The 16844-nt window shown below is 38.1% G+C and carries 16 protein-coding genes; 14 read left to right on the plus strand and 2 right to left on the minus strand.

The genetic code is table 11. From position 1 onward, the window contains the following. Positions 1–155 precede the first annotated feature (155 nt). The 7 genes from NL42_RS04685 to NL42_RS04715 all read left to right on the plus strand — a co-directional run bounded on the left by NL42_RS04685 (position 156) and on the right by NL42_RS04715 (position 10420). Positions 156–1934 (plus strand): ABC transporter substrate-binding protein, encoded by a 1779-nt coding sequence (locus NL42_RS04685; protein WP_461311929.1) that lies wholly within the window; start codon positions 156–158, stop codon positions 1932–1934. A gap of 18 nt (positions 1935–1952) precedes the next feature. Next, complete coding sequence (locus NL42_RS04690; protein WP_461311930.1) at positions 1953–3773, plus strand: ABC transporter substrate-binding protein; 1821 nt, start codon at positions 1953–1955, stop codon at positions 3771–3773. Continuing rightward, on the plus strand, positions 3774–5807 hold the full coding sequence (locus NL42_RS04695) for a M3 family metallopeptidase (RefSeq protein WP_461311931.1): 2034 nt from the start codon (positions 3774–3776) through the stop codon (positions 5805–5807). A 12-nt stretch (positions 5808–5819) separates the two neighbouring features. Continuing rightward, positions 5820–6758, plus strand: coding sequence for an ABC transporter permease (locus NL42_RS04700; protein WP_016138279.1), 939 nt, complete (start codon positions 5820–5822; stop codon positions 6756–6758). 7 nt (positions 6759–6765) lie between these two features. Next, positions 6766–7908: an ABC transporter permease gene (locus tag NL42_RS04705; RefSeq protein ID WP_461311932.1), complete on the plus strand. Its 1143-nt coding sequence runs from the start codon at positions 6766–6768 to the stop codon at positions 7906–7908. Positions 7909–7920: 12 nt separating this feature from the next. Then, entirely contained in the window at positions 7921–9654 is a 1734-nt protein-coding gene (locus tag NL42_RS04710; RefSeq protein ID WP_461311933.1) for an ABC transporter ATP-binding protein, read from the plus strand. Between the two features lie 106 nt (positions 9655–9760). Continuing rightward, complete coding sequence (locus tag NL42_RS04715; RefSeq protein WP_461311934.1) at positions 9761–10420, plus strand: SOS response-associated peptidase family protein; 660 nt, start codon at positions 9761–9763, stop codon at positions 10418–10420. Between the two features lie 50 nt (positions 10421–10470). On the opposite strand, the gene NL42_RS04720 is transcribed toward NL42_RS04715, so the two are convergent. After that, complete coding sequence (locus NL42_RS04720) at positions 10471–10839, minus strand: hypothetical protein (RefSeq protein WP_016138275.1); 369 nt, start codon at positions 10837–10839, stop codon at positions 10471–10473. Between the two features lie 296 nt (positions 10840–11135). Here NL42_RS04720 and NL42_RS04725 point away from each other — a divergent pair, with 296 nt between their 5' ends. Next, the gene (locus NL42_RS04725) at positions 11136–11993 is read left to right on the plus strand and encodes a 3'(2'),5'-bisphosphate nucleotidase CysQ family protein (RefSeq protein WP_461311935.1); all 858 of its coding nucleotides are present in this window, start codon (positions 11136–11138) and stop codon (positions 11991–11993) included. 57 nt (positions 11994–12050) lie between these two features. After that, positions 12051–12785, plus strand: a complete 735-nt coding sequence (locus tag NL42_RS04730; RefSeq protein WP_461311936.1) for a histidine phosphatase family protein — start codon at positions 12051–12053, stop codon at positions 12783–12785. Between the two features lie 57 nt (positions 12786–12842). On the opposite strand, the gene rpsT is transcribed toward NL42_RS04730, so the two are convergent. Continuing rightward, a complete protein-coding gene (gene rpsT, locus NL42_RS04735; RefSeq protein ID WP_003651535.1) occupies positions 12843–13109 on the minus strand; it encodes a 30S ribosomal protein S20 in 267 nt (88 codons plus the stop codon). A gap of 212 nt (positions 13110–13321) precedes the next feature. On the opposite strand from rpsT, the gene NL42_RS04740 reads away from it, so the two are divergent. The 5 genes from NL42_RS04740 (at position 13322) to NL42_RS04760 (ending at position 16825) form a co-directional block, all read left to right on the plus strand. Beyond that, positions 13322–13987 (plus strand): NAD(P)H-binding protein, encoded by a 666-nt coding sequence (locus tag NL42_RS04740; RefSeq protein ID WP_336166208.1) that lies wholly within the window; start codon positions 13322–13324, stop codon positions 13985–13987. Between the two features lie 12 nt (positions 13988–13999). Then, entirely contained in the window at positions 14000–14506 is a 507-nt protein-coding gene (gene rraA / locus NL42_RS04745) for a ribonuclease E activity regulator RraA (protein WP_336166206.1), read from the plus strand. Between the two features lie 24 nt (positions 14507–14530). Continuing rightward, positions 14531–15310, plus strand: a complete 780-nt coding sequence (locus NL42_RS04750) for a glutathione S-transferase N-terminal domain-containing protein (RefSeq protein ID WP_461311937.1) — start codon at positions 14531–14533, stop codon at positions 15308–15310. A 143-nt stretch (positions 15311–15453) separates the two neighbouring features. Beyond that, the gene (locus NL42_RS04755) at positions 15454–16386 is read left to right on the plus strand and encodes a Dyp-type peroxidase (protein ID WP_461311947.1); all 933 of its coding nucleotides are present in this window, start codon (positions 15454–15456) and stop codon (positions 16384–16386) included. Positions 16387–16468: 82 nt separating this feature from the next. Then, the gene (locus NL42_RS04760) at positions 16469–16825 is read left to right on the plus strand and encodes a hypothetical protein (protein ID WP_461311938.1); all 357 of its coding nucleotides are present in this window, start codon (positions 16469–16471) and stop codon (positions 16823–16825) included. The last annotated feature ends 19 nt before the right edge of the window (positions 16826–16844 follow it).

Genomic DNA, 16844 nt, shown 5'->3' on the forward strand with positions numbered 1-16844 from the left:
ATGATGTTTTCCATTCGATCAAATAAAAGATTGAATAAAAAGCTAATAATTTACTAAGGAGAAAGTAGTCCGTTGAGAAAGAACTTTTCTTATGCGGATTTAGATGTTACTCAAAAGGATAATATCTTTAAAATATTAATTAAGTAGGTAGGAACTTGAAATTAAAAATTTTTAAGCTCGCCATTTTAAGTCTGGCTATTACATCAGTTTCTTGTGCTTTCGCCCAAACGCCTGCACAACCAAACAAAATATTACATGTTGCTTATGAGGCGCCTGATGATGGTTTTGACATGGTTAAAACCACCAATTTTTATAGTGGTAGCATTGCAGAAGCTATTTTTGAACCTTTACTTAAATATGATTATCTAGCACGTCCAGTACAGTTAGTTCCTTATACGGCTGAAAGCCTGCCTAAGGTTGAACAAGACGGTAAAGTTTATACATTTAAAATTAAACCAGGTATTTATTTTACTAATGACCCTGCCTTTAAAGGTAAACGCCGTGAACTTGTGGCAGAAGATTATGTTTATGCAATAAAACGCATTCTGGATCCTGAAAATAGGGCACCTTCTGTTTCTTTTATTGATGGTAAATTATTAGGTGCCGATGCAGTTGTAGCGAAAGCAAAGAAAACTGGAAAATTTGATTACGCTGCATCTATTACAGGAGTCAAAGCACTTGATCGATATACTCTACAATTCACCTTAACTCGGCAAGACTTTAATTTTCCTTATATTCTTGCTTATATTACCTTTGGTGGTGTAGCTAAAGAGGTTGTTGATTATTACGGTGACCGTATTGGTATGCATCCGGTCGGCACTGGACCTTACATGTTAAGTAAATATGTACCACGAAGTAAGGTCGAACTGGTTGCCAATCCTGATTACCGTGGTTTTGTCTGGAACTTTAAGTCAACAGGAACGCCGTGGGATAACCAGCTGGTTAAGGAAATGAGCGGTAAGAAAATGCCGCAAGTTGGTAAAGTTGTAGTCAGTATTATTGAAGAACAACAGTCTCGATGGTTAGCTCTCCAGTCTGGTCAATTGGATTTTGATAGACTTACTGCGAATGCAGTTCCTCAAGCTTTAGAGGGGGGAAAACTTAAAGCATCTTTTCAAAAAAGAGGGATTAAGCATTTCCCTAATAAAGAACCTGAAATTACCTATACGATGATGAACATGCATGATCCGGTCATTGGTGGTTTTAGCCCAGAAAAGATCGCTCTTCGTAGAGCAATTACGTTGGCATACGATCAAAAAGAAAGTATACGACAGGCTTATAAAGGCCAAGCTGTTAGGGCAGAAATGTTCATACCTGAAGGTGTAAATGGCTATAACCCGAAGTACAAAAGTAGCGTAGGATACAATCCGCTATTGGCAAATAAACTACTTGATTATTATGGTTATAAAAAAGGGGCTGATGGCTACCGAAACTTGCCAAACGGAAAGCCTTTAGTTTTAAAAATTAATAATGAAAATAGCTCAGCATCGGTTATTCATTCCGAACTCTGGAAAAAAAATCTGGATGCCATTGGTATTCGTGCGGACTTCAAGGTGAGTAACTTTGCAGATAACTTAAAAGCTGCAACGCAATGCAAATATATGATTTGGAGTGGAGCATGGATTGCTGACTATCCTGAAGGAGATAATTTTGCACAATTACTTTATGGTCCAAATGCAGGTCAAGGAAACCATGCATGTTACCAGTCAAAAACATACGATGCTCTTTATAATCAAGTCACTCATTTACCACCCCAACAACGTCTACCATATTATGAAAAGCTTAACCGCCAGATTGAAGCTGACAATCCGTGGATTATTCATGTAACTCGAATTCGTAACTGGTTGATACAACCACAAGTTCAGGGTTTTAAACCCCACCCAATGATGAATACAAATTGGCAATATCTTGATATTACCCCTGTTAAAAAATAATTTTAGATAAAGATAAATATGACTGAAAATTTAATAAAACAGCTCAAGCATTGTAGTGTCGGTTTGTTATTTGCCAGTATGGCATTAACTGGATCTACGACTATATTTGCAAAAAGTCCAGCCGATCCAAATAAAGTTTTACGTTATGTGTTCCCGACGGCTGAAACAGGTTTCGACCCAGCTTATATCCATGATTTGTATTCGGCGCATGTAACCACTTCGATATTTGAAACTTTATATACCTATGACTATTTAGCAAGGCCCGCAAAACTTGTTCCGCAAATAGCCACAGCCATGCCAGAAGTCAGTGCCGATGGCCTGACTTATACCATTCATATTAAAAAAGGTATTTATTTTACGCCAGATCCGGTCTTTAAAGGTAAACCGAGAGAGTTAACAGCAAACGATTATGCGTACTCTTTTAAACGGTTATTAGACCCGAATTTACGTTCACCAAATAGCTGGTTGTTAGAGAGCAAAATTGAAGGCATGGATGCATTAGTAAAAGCAGCCAATAAAACCGGAAAATTTAACTATGACCAAAGCGTAAGTGGTTTACAAACGCCAGATAGATATACCTTAGTGATTCGTTTAGTTCAGCCAGATTATAACTTTCCTTTATTACTTGCACATGACCCTACAGGTGCGGTGGCACATGAAGTCATCGAAAAGTATAAAGATAAAGCAGGGTATGTGATGGGCCATCCTGTAGGAACTGGGCCTTATGTACTCAATAAATGGGTGCCTGCTTCACGTATTGTTTTAAAAGCGAATCCTGATTTCCGCGGTTTTACTTGGAACTTTGCTGCCAGTAGTTCTGAGGATGAGGCAATTGTGAAGCGCCTTAAAGGTAAAAAAATGCCTCAAATAGGCACAATTGATATTCAGGTTATGGAAGAAAATCAATCACGATGGTTGGCATTTCAGCGTGGTGAAATTGATATATTCCAGCTTGAAGGGCAACTGGTCGCAAAAGCAATTAAAGACGGTAAATTAAGACCTGAACTTGCTAAAGAAGGTGTGCATTTATCTCGTATTGTCGATCCTGAAATTAGCTATATTTATTGGAATCTTAAAAATCCGATTGTGGGGGGAATGAGTAAAGAAAAAATTGCATTACGTCGTGCAATTGCAATGTCTCGTTCACTAGCTCAAGAAATTAAATTAGTAAGAAATGATGATGCTCAGCGTTTAGATTTTCCAGTTCCACCAGGGGTAGTAGGCAATGATCCACAGTATAGAAGCAGTACACCATATTCTGTGAAAGCAGCAAACTTACTATTAGATCGATATCACTATAAAAAAGATGCATCAGGTTGGCGTACACAGCCAGATGGGAAGCCTCTGGTCATTGAATATATGGCGCGCAGTGACAGTATTGGGCAGCAAAGTGCTGAACTTTGGAAAAAGAACTTTGATAGTTTAAATATTCGCATGGTTTTTAAACCCATGCTTTTTGCAGACCTCATTCGTGCGCAAAAACAATGTGAAGGTATGTTTGGGTCTTCTGCATGGATAGCTGATTATCCTGATGGCGATAATTTTATGCAGAATTTTTATGGTCCCAATACACATATGACGAACTGGTCTTGTGGTTCTATTCCAGAGTTTGACCAGTTGTATCGTCAGACACAACAAATGCAAGCAGGTCCTGAAAGAGATGCACTTTATCGCAAAATGACACGCTTGTTAGAAGTTTATATGCCAGTGCAAGTGTCTTATGCGCGTTATCGAAATATGTTGGCCCAGCCACAAATTATTGGATATAAGAAGCATCCAATTTTACATGCTGAGTGGATGTACATTGATATTGATACACATACTAAATCTAATCATTAAATGAAAAAAATTGGAGATATGATGAAAAAAAATGCACTGAAAATGACTACTTTATGTATGTTGGCAATAGGCATAAGTCAGTTTGCAGTGGCAGAGACAACACGTCCTACTTTGCCATTACTTAAAGCCCAACAACTTCCAGCATGGTGCGATGCTAATTTAAAAAAGATTCAGCAACAGATTACAATTTTTGAAAAAATGCCTGTTAAAGATAATGCAGCAGCGGCGCCTATATTGGCAAAATGGGATAAAATTTTTGCGCATTTTGAAGATTTCTCAGGTCCGATAAGTCTATATAGTAATGTAGACCCAGATGCAAAGTTACGTAAGGCAGCAGAAGACTGTGAAATCAAAATTAATCAGTTTCACACTGATATATTTCAGAACCCGAAGCTATATAACCTAATCAAAAATACACAAGCAACAGACCCAATTGACCAAAAATACCGCCAAGATATTCTAGATCAGTTTGAAGACACAGGTGTTCAACTTGAACCTGTAAAACGTGCAAGAATGAAGGCTATTCTGGATGAGTTGACTAAACTTGAACAAAAATATGCCCGCAAAATCCGTGATAATCCGGAGAAACTTGAATTTACTCCAGATGAAATGAAGGGTTTACCCGAAAGCTATATTTCAGCATTAAAGAAAAATGCTAAAGGTAATTATTTATTAGGGTTTGAATATCCTGAATATCGTCCTTTTATGGAGTTGGCAGATAATGATGATGCTCGGAAAAGATATCAAATTGCCTTTACTCGACGCGGTACTGAGCAAAATTTAAAACTACTCAAACAAGCAATTGATTTGCGTTATGAGCTTGCTCAGTTATTTGGAAAAGCAAGTTATGCAGATTGGGTTTTAAAAGACCGTATGGCTAAAACGCCTGAGGCTGTAAATCAATTTTTAGCAGAAGTCCAAAAAACAGTAGCACCACTTGAACGCAAAGAAGTAGAAGAACTACGTGCATTTAAAGCGCAAACATTAAAAACGCCATTAGAAAAAACCGAGATCACACGTTGGAGTGAAGCTTACTGGAGCGAAAAGCTTCGTAAGAATAAATATCAGATTGATCAAGAAAAGCTTCGTGATTACTTTCCAACTTTAGCTGCTCAAAAATGGTTGTTTGCTATTTCATCTGACCTTTATGGTATTGATTTTAAACCTGTCAAAGTTAAAGCATGGCAGAGCGAAGTTGAATATTACGATGTAGTTGATAAAAAGACAGGCAAACTTTTGGGTGGCTTGTATATGGATAAATTCCCTCGTGAAGGGAAGTATGGCCATGCGGCCGTTTGGGGAGTATACGGTGGCAGTACTTTAACCAACCGCTTACCCGTTTCAGCATTAGTTACCAACTTTAACCGTAAAGGATTAAACAGTGATGAGCTAGAAACTTTTGTTCATGAATTTGGTCATGCTTTACATGGCATTTTGTCAAATACACGTTATGCGAGTCAGTCTGGCACATCTGTAGAGCGTGATTTTGTAGAAGCGCCGTCTCAAATGTATGAAGAGTGGGCACGCCGTAAAGAAACCTTATCTAAAGTGGCCGATTATTGTGATCCAGCATGTCCACGTGTTGATGACGAACTAATTGCCCGTTTAAAAGCAGTACATAACTATGGACGCGGCTTACGCTATGCGCGTCAAACGCTTTATGCACAGTACGATATGTCACTTCATACTGCCGATGCTTTAAAAGTAAACCCTTTAGAAAGTTGGCAAAAAATGGAAGCTGCTACAGCTTTAGGTTATGTCCCAACAACAGAGTTTCCTGGGCAGTTTGGACATTTGATGGGTGGTTATCAAGCAGGTTATTACGGCTATATGTGGTCTGAGGTTTTAGCTTTAGACATGCTTTCGGCTTATGGTGACAACCTTAATAACCCACAAGTTGGACAGCGTTACCGTCAAACGATTTTATCGCAAGGTAGCCAAAAACCAGCTGCTCAATTGGTTAAAGATTTTCTTGGCCGTGAACCTGATAACAAAGCGTTCTTTAATGAGATTACTGGACAACGGGTTAAATAAGGAATTATCACTATGCTGGCATATGTTATTCGGCGTTTATGGCAGATGATTCCAACCATGTTGGGGGTAGTCTTACTTATTTTTATTCTTTTTAACTGGGTCGGTGGAGATCCTGCTTATATTTTAGCAGGCAAGATGTCCAATCCTGAGCAGATCGAAAACATTCGTAAACAGCTGGGTGTCGATCAGCCTTATTACGTTCAGCTCTGGATTTTTATTAAGCAGATTCTCACTTTTGACTATGGCGCGAGTTGGAGTACGGGTGAACCTGTTTCCCAAATTATTTTAACTCGATTAGGGCCATCGTTAACGCTTTTAATCCCACTCACTATTTTACAGACGGTTATTTCAATTATTTTGGCATTGGCTGTTGCAGCGGTACGTGGCTCTCTAACCGACCGTATGGTCATGATGCTATGCACTATTGCGATGTCGATCAGTATTTTAGTTTACATCATTGTTTTTCAATATGTTCTGGCTTATCAGCTGAGCTGGTTTCCTGTGCAAGGCTGGAGTGATACTTTTTCCGAGAATTTATTTAAATTTGCCTTACTTCCAATTTTAATCATGTTGGTTGTGAGTATTGCACCGACCTTACGTTTGTATCGTAGTTTTGTACTTGATGAAATTAATCAGGATTATGTTCGAACAGCACGTGCCAAAGGTGTAGGTGAAAGTCGAATTTTAGGTGTACATGTACTTCGTAATGCTTCAATTCCGATTATTACTGATGTGATGTCAACTTTACCTGCGTTGCTCATAGGCGCATTTTTAATTGAACGTTTTTTTGGTATTCCCGGGATTGGTCGAGAGGTCATTATTGCAGTTGAACGAAGTGATTTTCCTGTTATTAAGGCAATTACAGTATACATCGCAGCTGCAACCATGATTTTTAACCTGATTGCCGATTTGGTCTACAAAGTGGTTGATCCACGTGTACAGTTGAAGTAGGTGGGCTATGCTGAGCGTTTTATCAAAAAGAAAAGAACAAACAAAAGCCGAAACTCATTCATCTGGCCTGTGGAAACTTGCCATGCGACGTCTTCGGGCTGACAAAATCGCGATGTCATCACTAGCGATTGTATTGCTTTATTTTATTATCTTGATTCTATCAATGACGGGTGTGATTGCATCTGACTGGAATAAAGAAGTTGCAGTGAGCTACGCACCTCCCACATTTATAGGTGCAGATAAGACAACAGATGCTGGACAAAATGCAGCGGCGGTTGACGAGGAATTACCCGAAAACCCAGTAGACCCTCTAAAAGATGTAATCCATCAACTCAAGGCTGAAATTAAGCAAGAGAATAGCTCCGGAGGCGCGATTGACTACTATGGCGTAGTTGACCCTTTAGCCGATGATATGAAAGCCATTGATCACCAACTTGGCGGGCATCTTTTAGATCAGCAAACCCAACTGAAAAGCACTCTTGTATTTGGAGCTGATAAGTGGGGGCAAGACGTTTTAAAGAAAACAATTAAAGGTGCTGAAACTTCAATTATTGTTGGGGTGATATCTGCTTTACTTGCGGTAGGTATTGGTACGCTTTTAGGCGCAATTTCAGGATATTTTGGTGGCTGGGTTGATGATATTCTCAACTGGTTCTATAACATTTTTACTTCGATTCCATATTTGTTATTAGTGCTTGCCATTGCTGCCGTACTTCAACAAAAAGGCATTTTATCTATTGTTCTGATCTTAGGTTTAACGGGCTGGACGGGTGTTTATCGGCTAATTCGTGCCGAATATATGAAACATACCGCACGTGAGTATGTGCTGGCTGCTAAAGCAATTGGTGTTGGACACTTCCGCCGTATATTTATTCATATTTTTCCAAACGTCAGTCATATTGCTTTAGTTCAAATGTCAATTCTGGTGGTGTCTTTTATTAAATCTGAAGTTATTTTGAGTTTCTTAGGTTTTGGTGTACCCGTAGGCGTAGTGTCTTGGGGGAGCATGTTAAATGAAGCACAAAGTGAACTTCTTTTAGGTAAGTGGTGGCAGCTTGTCGCAGCCTCTGTCGCGATGGCTGTTTTGGTCACGGCATTTTCAATGTTTACGGATGCACTCCGTGATGCATTAGATCCAAAACTAAAATAAGAGGAAATCCTAATGTCAGAACATGAAAATAAGAATGCGCCGTTATTGCACGTTAAAAATTTACGAGTAAGTTTTAAAGGTGAAGATAAACAATATATTGAAACCGTAAAAGGAATTAGCTTTGATATTCCTGAAAATACAACGGTTGCTTTAGTAGGTGAGTCGGGTAGTGGTAAATCAGTTACTTCTTTGGCAACTATGGGATTACTGCCTGTAGGTCAGAGTAAAATTGATGAGCAAAGTAAAATTATATTTGAAGGCAAAGACTTACTCAGTTTATCTCGTAAAGATATGCGGAAAATCTGTGGTAAAGATATTGCCATGATTTTTCAGGAACCCATGTCATCATTAAACCCAGTTTTTACAGTTGGTAATCAAATTGCGGAAGTGTTGTGTTTGCATATGGGGTTGAGCCGTAAACAGGCCCGACAACGCGTTTTAGAGCTACTTAAAGAAGTAGGTATTCCTTCACCTGAAATTAAAATTGATGCCTATCCAAATCAACTTTCGGGTGGTCAACAGCAACGTGTCATGATTGCAATGGCGATTGCTTGTGAACCTAAACTACTGATTGCCGATGAACCAACCACTGCACTTGATGTCACTATTCAAAAGCAGATTATTGATTTACTCGAATCGTTGCGTAAGCGCCGTCAAATGTCGATGCTTTTTATTACCCACGATTTGGCACTGGTCGGTGAAATTGCAGATAAAGTCATTGTGATGCGTCATGGTGAAATTAGAGAGCAAGGCGCTGCTGAACAGGTTCTGGAACAGCCTAAAGATGTATATACCCGAGCATTACTTTACTGTCGTCCACAAATATCACAGCGTCCTTATCGGTTGCCTGTGACCAGTGATTTTATGTGCCAAGAAGAGGATATCTTGGTTGAGAAAAGTTTTGATGCTTCGGAAATTCCGCAGCGCAAACGTGGCTTAAATGGTGATGAGCAAATCATCTTAGAAGTGAAAGATCTGAAAAAAAGCTTTTATAGCCGTAAAGGTTTATTTGGCAAAGAAGAGTTTCAGGCAGTTAAAGGAGTTTCTTTTAAACTCGCTAAAGGAAAAACCTTAGGTTTAGTCGGAGAGTCTGGTTCCGGTAAAACGACGGTAGGTCTATTACTCATGCGTTTACATCAAGCATCTGGCGGGCAGGCTTTCATCGAAGGTAAAGATATTCTTTCATTAACTGAAAAAGAGTTTGCTAAATATCAACGGAAGATTCAGATCATTTTTCAAAACCCATATGCCTCTCTTAATCCACGCTTTACGGTTGGGCAGATTTTATTAGAGCCGATGCAAATCCACAACATTGGTAAAGATGATGCTGAGCGTAAACAAATTGCGCTTGGACTGCTTGAGCGAGTGAATTTACCTGAGCAAGCTTACTATCGATATCCGCATGAATTTTCGGGTGGACAGCGTCAACGTATTGCGATTGCACGATGTTTAACGCTAAAGCCTGAAATTTTGATTTGTGATGAATCTGTTTCGGCGCTCGATGTTTCAGTTCAAGCGCAGGTACTTAACTTATTACAAGATTTACAAGATGAGTTTGGGCTGAGTTATATCTTTATTTCACATGACTTATCTGTTGTGAAGTATATCTCTGATCAGGTGATGGTCATGAATCATGGTGAAGTTGTTGAAATTGCCAATTCGGATGAGCTCTATGCACATCCTCAACATGATTATACCAAACGACTATTACAAGCCATTCCTCAAGGGATTCACCACGTTTCATAAGCGTAAAGTTATGTCGTTAAAGGCACTTTCAAGTGCCTTTTTATTTGGTTTATCGCGTAAATGCTTATAAAATAAGAGAGTAAAAATACAGTAGTTTAGTCTTGCTATGTGTGCCAACTTTAAACCTTTAAATCTTGCCCAATTGCAGCAACTCCAGTTGCCTGTGGTCGGCTTTAGCTATGCCGAAGAGGTTTATCCCGCGGGAACAATGCCGCTATTATTTAAATCACCCCAAGGTCTTGAATGGCGTGAAGTCATGTTTGGTTTAGTTCCAAAATGGGCTGAAGATACCAACATAGCAAAACATACCTACAATGCTCGTCATGAAACGATTTTTCAAAAACCGAGTTTTCAAGAAGCAGCGCTTAAATGTAAGTTTGGTGTAATACCTGTGACAGAGTTTTATGAAAGTAAATATATAAATGATAAGCCCGAGCGGTGGAGTGTACGCCGTAAAGATGGGCAGGCTTTTTTTATTGCAGCGATCTATGAAATTTGCAAAATCAATGAGACAGTTATCCGTTCTGCAAGTATGTTGACTATGGATGCCATAGACCACCCTATGATGAAAGACTTTCACGAACCAGGCGATGTCAAAAGATCGGTTATTGTGATTCCACATGACCGATTAGAAGAATGGTTAAGTTTAGAATCGCCCGATATTTCAAGCTTTGTCGAAGGTTTTCCAGTTGAAGAGTTTGAATGCTCTCATGTGCCAAAAGAAAAAATTATAAAACCTACGCCACAGTTAAGTATGTTTGATTGAAATTAAAACGAGGTTATTGATATCAAATCTGAATCAATAACCTCTATTGTTTATTCAATATTTTTACTTAATTTCTGCACTTCAGAATCCTGATCCAGATAGCTCAATTCAATGGGTGAAATAACAAAAGTTGTATTGTCTGATGTCTGTTTAAATACAAAGCCATACTCAAAAGACTGGCTACTTTTGCTTGGTAACCAGAATAGATAAGGACATCCTGTATAACTACCATCCCAGCCCATTTCTCTTGCTAAAGCTAAAGCTGTATCTGATTTTGCAATGATTTCTTTAAGAGATTCTTTATCTCTTGTTGAAACATCACCATCATCATCTGCAAATGTTTGTAAGAACTCATTCAAGGGAGTAAGTTCTTCCCAGTTACGTTCTATTGTCGAGAAATGATATCCATATAGCATCATGTGCGCTTTCTTCCATCTTGTTATTGTGTGATTGAACATAACAAGAAATACATGAAAATGAAATGGATGAATCTGATTTAAGTTGTTTATTTTTCATAACTTATAGAGTGTTTTTTGTACACAATGCAGGCTTTTTTGACATCATCATTATTCATATTAACTACATAGCATGCATAGAAAACAGCGATTATCTAATTATTAAGATAAATGACTATTTTAGTAAATCAAACTGTTCGCGAATACTGAATTGTTCATAATTCACCTATAATAGAAATGAAACTATGTAGAGCATATTTATGTTTATAACAACTACGCGCCCACAAGATACTTTGATTAATCAGCTTCTTCCAGTTTTGGAACAAGCGAGCCAGATTTTATTACAAGAATATCAAAATTATTCTGCGGGTTATGAGTTCACTATTCATGAAAAACAAGATGATTCACCTGTAACTCAAGCAGATTTAAAAGTGAACCTTTTCTTATTAAAGCACTTGGCAGAGATTACTCCAGACTTGCCCGTTTTGTCTGAAGAAAGTGATTATAGTGCTCGCCATGACTGGTCTACGTGTTGGATGTTAGATCCTCTTGACGGAACAAAAGAATTTATTCATGAGCGTGATGAATTTACGATAAACCTAAGTTTGATTAAGGGTAAAGAGACGATCTTTTCAGTTATTGCTGTGCCATGTGAACAAGTCGTGTATTTAGGATATCTGCAAGACTTACCTTTTAAATATAGTTTCACTCAAAAACAATGGTATCAATATCAGATAACTTCGTCTTCGCTAGATGAGCCGATACAAATAGGACTTAGTCATGGTAGTAAGAATCCGAAATATCAGAAATTTATTCAGCCTATTGAAGAAAAACACAGCATTATTCGACGAGAAGCAGGTAGTGCCTATAAATTTTGCATGATGTTAGAAGGTGAAATAGATATTTACCCGCGATTTCATCCCACTTCTGAATGGGACACCAGTTCTGGTCAAGGTTTGTTAGAAAGTATAGGCGGTGGTTTACTTACTCTTGATGGAAAACCTTTTGAATATAACCAAAGACACACGGTTTTAAATAAGGGCTTTATCGCATTTCGTGATCAGGAAAGCAAAAAAATAGCATTTGAAGCACTAGCCCAATCAGGTGTTATAGATTGAGAGTTATGCCAGACATGTTATAGTGGCAAAGTATTGAAAAAAGATGACAAGATAAAAATGGCACTCGATTTATTGCCTAAAAGTATGTTTGAAGCAATTGATTTATTGCCCGATGCTTCAACTCCTGTGACCTTATTTACGCGCCATTCTCTAAGAGAACTTGTGGATGGGCAAGGTTTAGCTGGATATGATCTGCAACTCACTCCTCAGGGGCGTGAGCTTGCGCAAGCATGGGGTAACTATTTAATTAAAAATACAGATCGTGTTATTCAGCATTGTATTTCAAGCCCAATACAACGTTGTGTCGATACGGCTGCGCTCATGATTGAAGGGGCTGATGATGTAAGTCCTGAGTTTAATACACATACGATTGAAATTATTGAGCAAGGACTACTGGTTGAGCCCGGTAGCTTTGTACTAGATATACAACAAGCTGCTCCTTATTTTAAAAAGCAAGGCGCTTTGGGTTTTATTAATAGTTTTGTAAATAATGCATTACCTGGCATGAAACACCCCATTACTGGTGTTTTAGACGTGCTAGAGCTTATTTATCATACGCATCCTAAAACTCGAGGCGGACTGAGTTTAGCTGTCAGTCATGACACTATTATTGCTGCAATTGTTGCTGTAATTTCTGGTGAAAATAATATTAAGAAAGAAGATTGGCCTGAAATGATGGAAGGCATATTTGTATGGTTTGAAGGTGAAGAATTTCCAAATTGCAAATTAAAATGGATTTGGAGAGGCAAGGCCTATGAGCTGAATGTAGCCAAATTTCGAAAAACGCTATAAGCTCAAAAATGATAGATAATAAAAAAAGCCCAATAGGGCTTTTTTTACATGCTTTAATTAGTTAGCTAACGCTTTAACTTGAGCATTTAAACGGCTCTTATGACGAGCAGCTTTATTTTTGTGGATGATGCCTTTATCAGCCATACGGTCGATTACAGGAACAGCTTTTTGGTAAGCTTCTGTAGCAACAGCATGATCACCACCAGCAATTGCACTTAAAGTGCGTTTGATGTATGTACGAACCATAGAACGCAAGCTTGCGTTGTGTTTACGTGCAGTAACGTTTTGACGCGCACGTTTTTTAGCTTGAGCAGAGTTTGCCACTCTTGCACTCCTTGAAAATAAGTTGGTCTGGGCGGGCTGTGGTCAATCCAGTAAACTGGTGTAACCATCACCAGCCCGTAAACAAGTGCCATATTGTGATGAATAGACACCGTGAAGTCAAGCCTTGAGAACGTTTTAAGCTGTTTTAGGGGCTGTTAAAACGGTAAGAAAAGGTTAAATTTAAAACAAAGCTAGATAGGGATGGATAAAAAATGACAGCAAGTAAGAAAAAAGCGATTGTGCTCGGTGCAACAGGGCTGGTCGGATTAGCACTCGTAGAAAAGCTTCAGCAGGCTCCAGAATTTGAAGCCATTACCGTAGTCGTTAGAAAAGAATCTCAAGTATTTAATACATATGACAAAGTTAATCAGCTCATCATAGAAGATTTCTTAATGTTGAATGATGAAGATGTGAATGGTCATACCCATGCATTTAGCTGTCTGGGAACAACGTTAAAAAATGCGGGCTCAAAACAAGGTTTCTATGCTGTAGATTATGAAATCAATGCTCATTTGGCAGATTTGGTACAAGATAAACATATTCATTTATTGTTAGTGAGTGCACTTGGTGCAAATGCCAGTTCACCGATTTTTTATAATAAAGTGAAGGGACAACTAGAAGATTATATTGAGAGTCTAGAGCTCGAAAAATTATCTATTTTTAGACCATCTTTACTGATTGGTAAACGCAGTGATGTACGGTTTATTGAGGACTTAGGGCAAAGTCTATTTAAATTTATTGAGAATAAATTACAAAAGCCATTCAAATATAAGCCTGTAACTGCGGAGCAATTGGCTCATACGATGGTCGTAGCGGCGCTAACGCAAATTGAAGCCTTTAAACGATATGATAATCTGAGCATACAGAAAACTCGATAAGGGAGAATAAAAGTGTCGACAGTACCATTCGTAACATGTGATTTATTAGATGATAACCCTGAAAAAGACTTACAAGTTGTAATTCCCTCAATGGATGGAAAGTTCTTTCAAAGTTATGGGGCGCGTAAAACTTTTGAGGGGCAGATCGTAACAGTAAAGTGCTTTGAAGATAACTCGCGTGTAAAAGAGTTACTGGCAACAGATGGTACAGATAAAGTATTAGTCGTAGATGGCGGAGCATCTATGCGCTGTGCGCTCATAGGTGACATGATTGCTGAATCGGCCGTTAAAAATAACTGGAATGGTGTCTTAATTTACGGCTGTGTACGAGATGTTGATGCACTTGCAACTTTAGATTTGGGAGTACATGCATTGGCTGCAATTCCGCAAAAAAGTAATCGTAAAGGCATTGGCGAAGTAGGCACCACTTTGTATTTTGGTGGTGTCACAATTCAATCCGGCGATTTTATCTATGCTGATAATAATGGAATTGTGATTTCAAAAGAAAAATTAGTTTAATCACAATTTATAGAGGATTGCAGGATGGTGAATCATCAAATTAAGGTATTACAGGCAGTTGTATCTGCAATTGCTGAAGGTGGTAGAGGCGTAACAGGCACTGCTTTTCCTCAGCAACCTGTAAAAGCTTTGAAGCTATATGAGTTTGAAGGTTCGCCATTTTGTCGTCGTGTTCGTGAAGTGATTACACTTTTGAATCTGGATGTCGAAATTTATCCATGTCCTAAAGGTGGGTTGAAATATCGTTCTATTGTTAAAAAGACTGGCGGGAAATTACAGTTTCCTTTTTTAATTGATGAAAATACTTGTGATAAGTTATATGAATCACAAGACATTATTCATCATTTATTTAAACACTACGGTAAAACTGGAAAGACGCCTCAGAAATTTTCGAATTATCCGAACATGCCGTATGTGGCATTTGCTGGAACCATATTAAATGGTGCTCGGGGCGTTTGGATAAACAAAAAAATTGTTGATAGAGCTGCGCCTGAACAAAAACTTGAGTTATGGAGTTTTGAGGCAAGTCCTTATTCGCGAATTGTAAGAGGTTTACTCTGTGAGCTTGAGCTTCCATATATTTTGCATAATGTTGCAAAAGAAAGATGGCAAGACCAGGGCCCAGCTATTCTTCGTTTAAAACCGGGTAAATATGTGCCTTTAAAAGGTGGAAAAAGAGAAAAAATATTGCTTGTTATGCAAGGTAAAATGCAGGTGCCTTATCTGGTAGACCCAAATACTGGAGTGAAGATGTTTGAGTCTGCTCAAATCGTAAAATATTTAAAGAAGCAATATGGGCGTTAATTAAGATCATTTTTAGTAAGAGTTTAAGGCGCTTAACTTAAACTCTTAACAACATCAGATTTCATTACAAAATGTATGAAAAGAAAATGAATATGCTAAATTAACAGGGTTAAATACCTAAAAAGGCATATTTTATGGAATGTATGAGAATTCAGCCTGTAACAAGCGCTCCTGGTGAAAATGCATTATTTATTGTATTGGGGCTAGCTCAAGGTGATTCTGTAATAGAAAAAGTAAAAGATTTTGCTGCTAATTTTTCAGCATTAACTAGAAGCCTCTCTAATCGTTATCCAGAAAGTAAATTTAATGCGACGTTGGGTTTTAGTTCAAATGCATGGGATATTTTATTTCCAGAGCAAGCGAAGCCTCAAGAATTAGAAACATTTCAAGAAATTAGAGGGCCGAAATACACAGCTGTTTCAACCGCAGGTGATCTATTTTTTCATATTCGTGCCGATCGTCAGGCTTTATGTTACGAGCTAGGCAATATAATTAATCAACAGCTTGGTAAAGTAACGCATCCAATTGATGAAGTTCATGGTTTTCGTTATTTTGACGGACGTGCAATTATTGGCTTTGTAGATGGAACAGAGAATCCGGAACCCGTTATTGCAGCGCAGTGGGCATTAGTGGGTAATGAAGATCCTGATTTTATCGGGGGTAGTTATGCTTTTATTCAAAAATATACACATGACATGGAAAAATGGCGTGGGTTGAGCGATGAAGAGCAAGAAAAAGTGATTGGCCGTAAAAAGTTCAATGATGTTGAACTCAGTGATGATGAAAAGCCTTTAACTGCTCATAATGTTGTAAGTAAAGCTCATGATGCAGAAGGTAATGAGCTCAAAATTATGCGAGCGAATATGCCTTTTTCCAACCCTTCAAAAAATGAATATGGCACATTCTTTATTGGCTACTCGCGTAAATTTAGTACAACTCGACAAATGCTTGAAAACATGTTTTTAGGTAATGAGCAGGGTAATCTTGATCAGTTGCTTGATTTTAGTACTGCCCAGACTGGTACCTTATTTTTTGTACCAACTGTCGATTTTCTTGATGATTTAGGCGATGAATAGTCTATAAATTCGAAGGCTTATATGATGGAAGTAACGAGATTGCTTCCATTGCTTAAATTTAAAATTAATATGATGTGATGAAATGTTTAAGAAGATAACTCAGCTTTTTCAAGGCTCAAAAGAAACGCCAGAACAACTTTACTTGCAAGAAAGTCAATTAAAATTTGATTCTGAACGAGGACCTATCTTTAAAGATGTAGTAATCAATGAGAAATGGTCAGAACATCTGGAATACTTCTCAAATCGTAAATTACAAAATTTTGATAATCTTCAGAAGTTATTTCTCATTACTCCACAAATTAATGAAAAGATTGATCTGGAAATCGCAACCCAACGTTATGTAGAAAGATTGGGAAATACACAAGAAAAGCTACTTCAGCTTAAAGCGATTATACAAATATTAAATCAATATTACGCTTTGTTTTTGCGTGATAAATAATCATAGTTGATTGATTAAA

Source organism: Acinetobacter sp. GN11 (assembly GCF_054823985.1).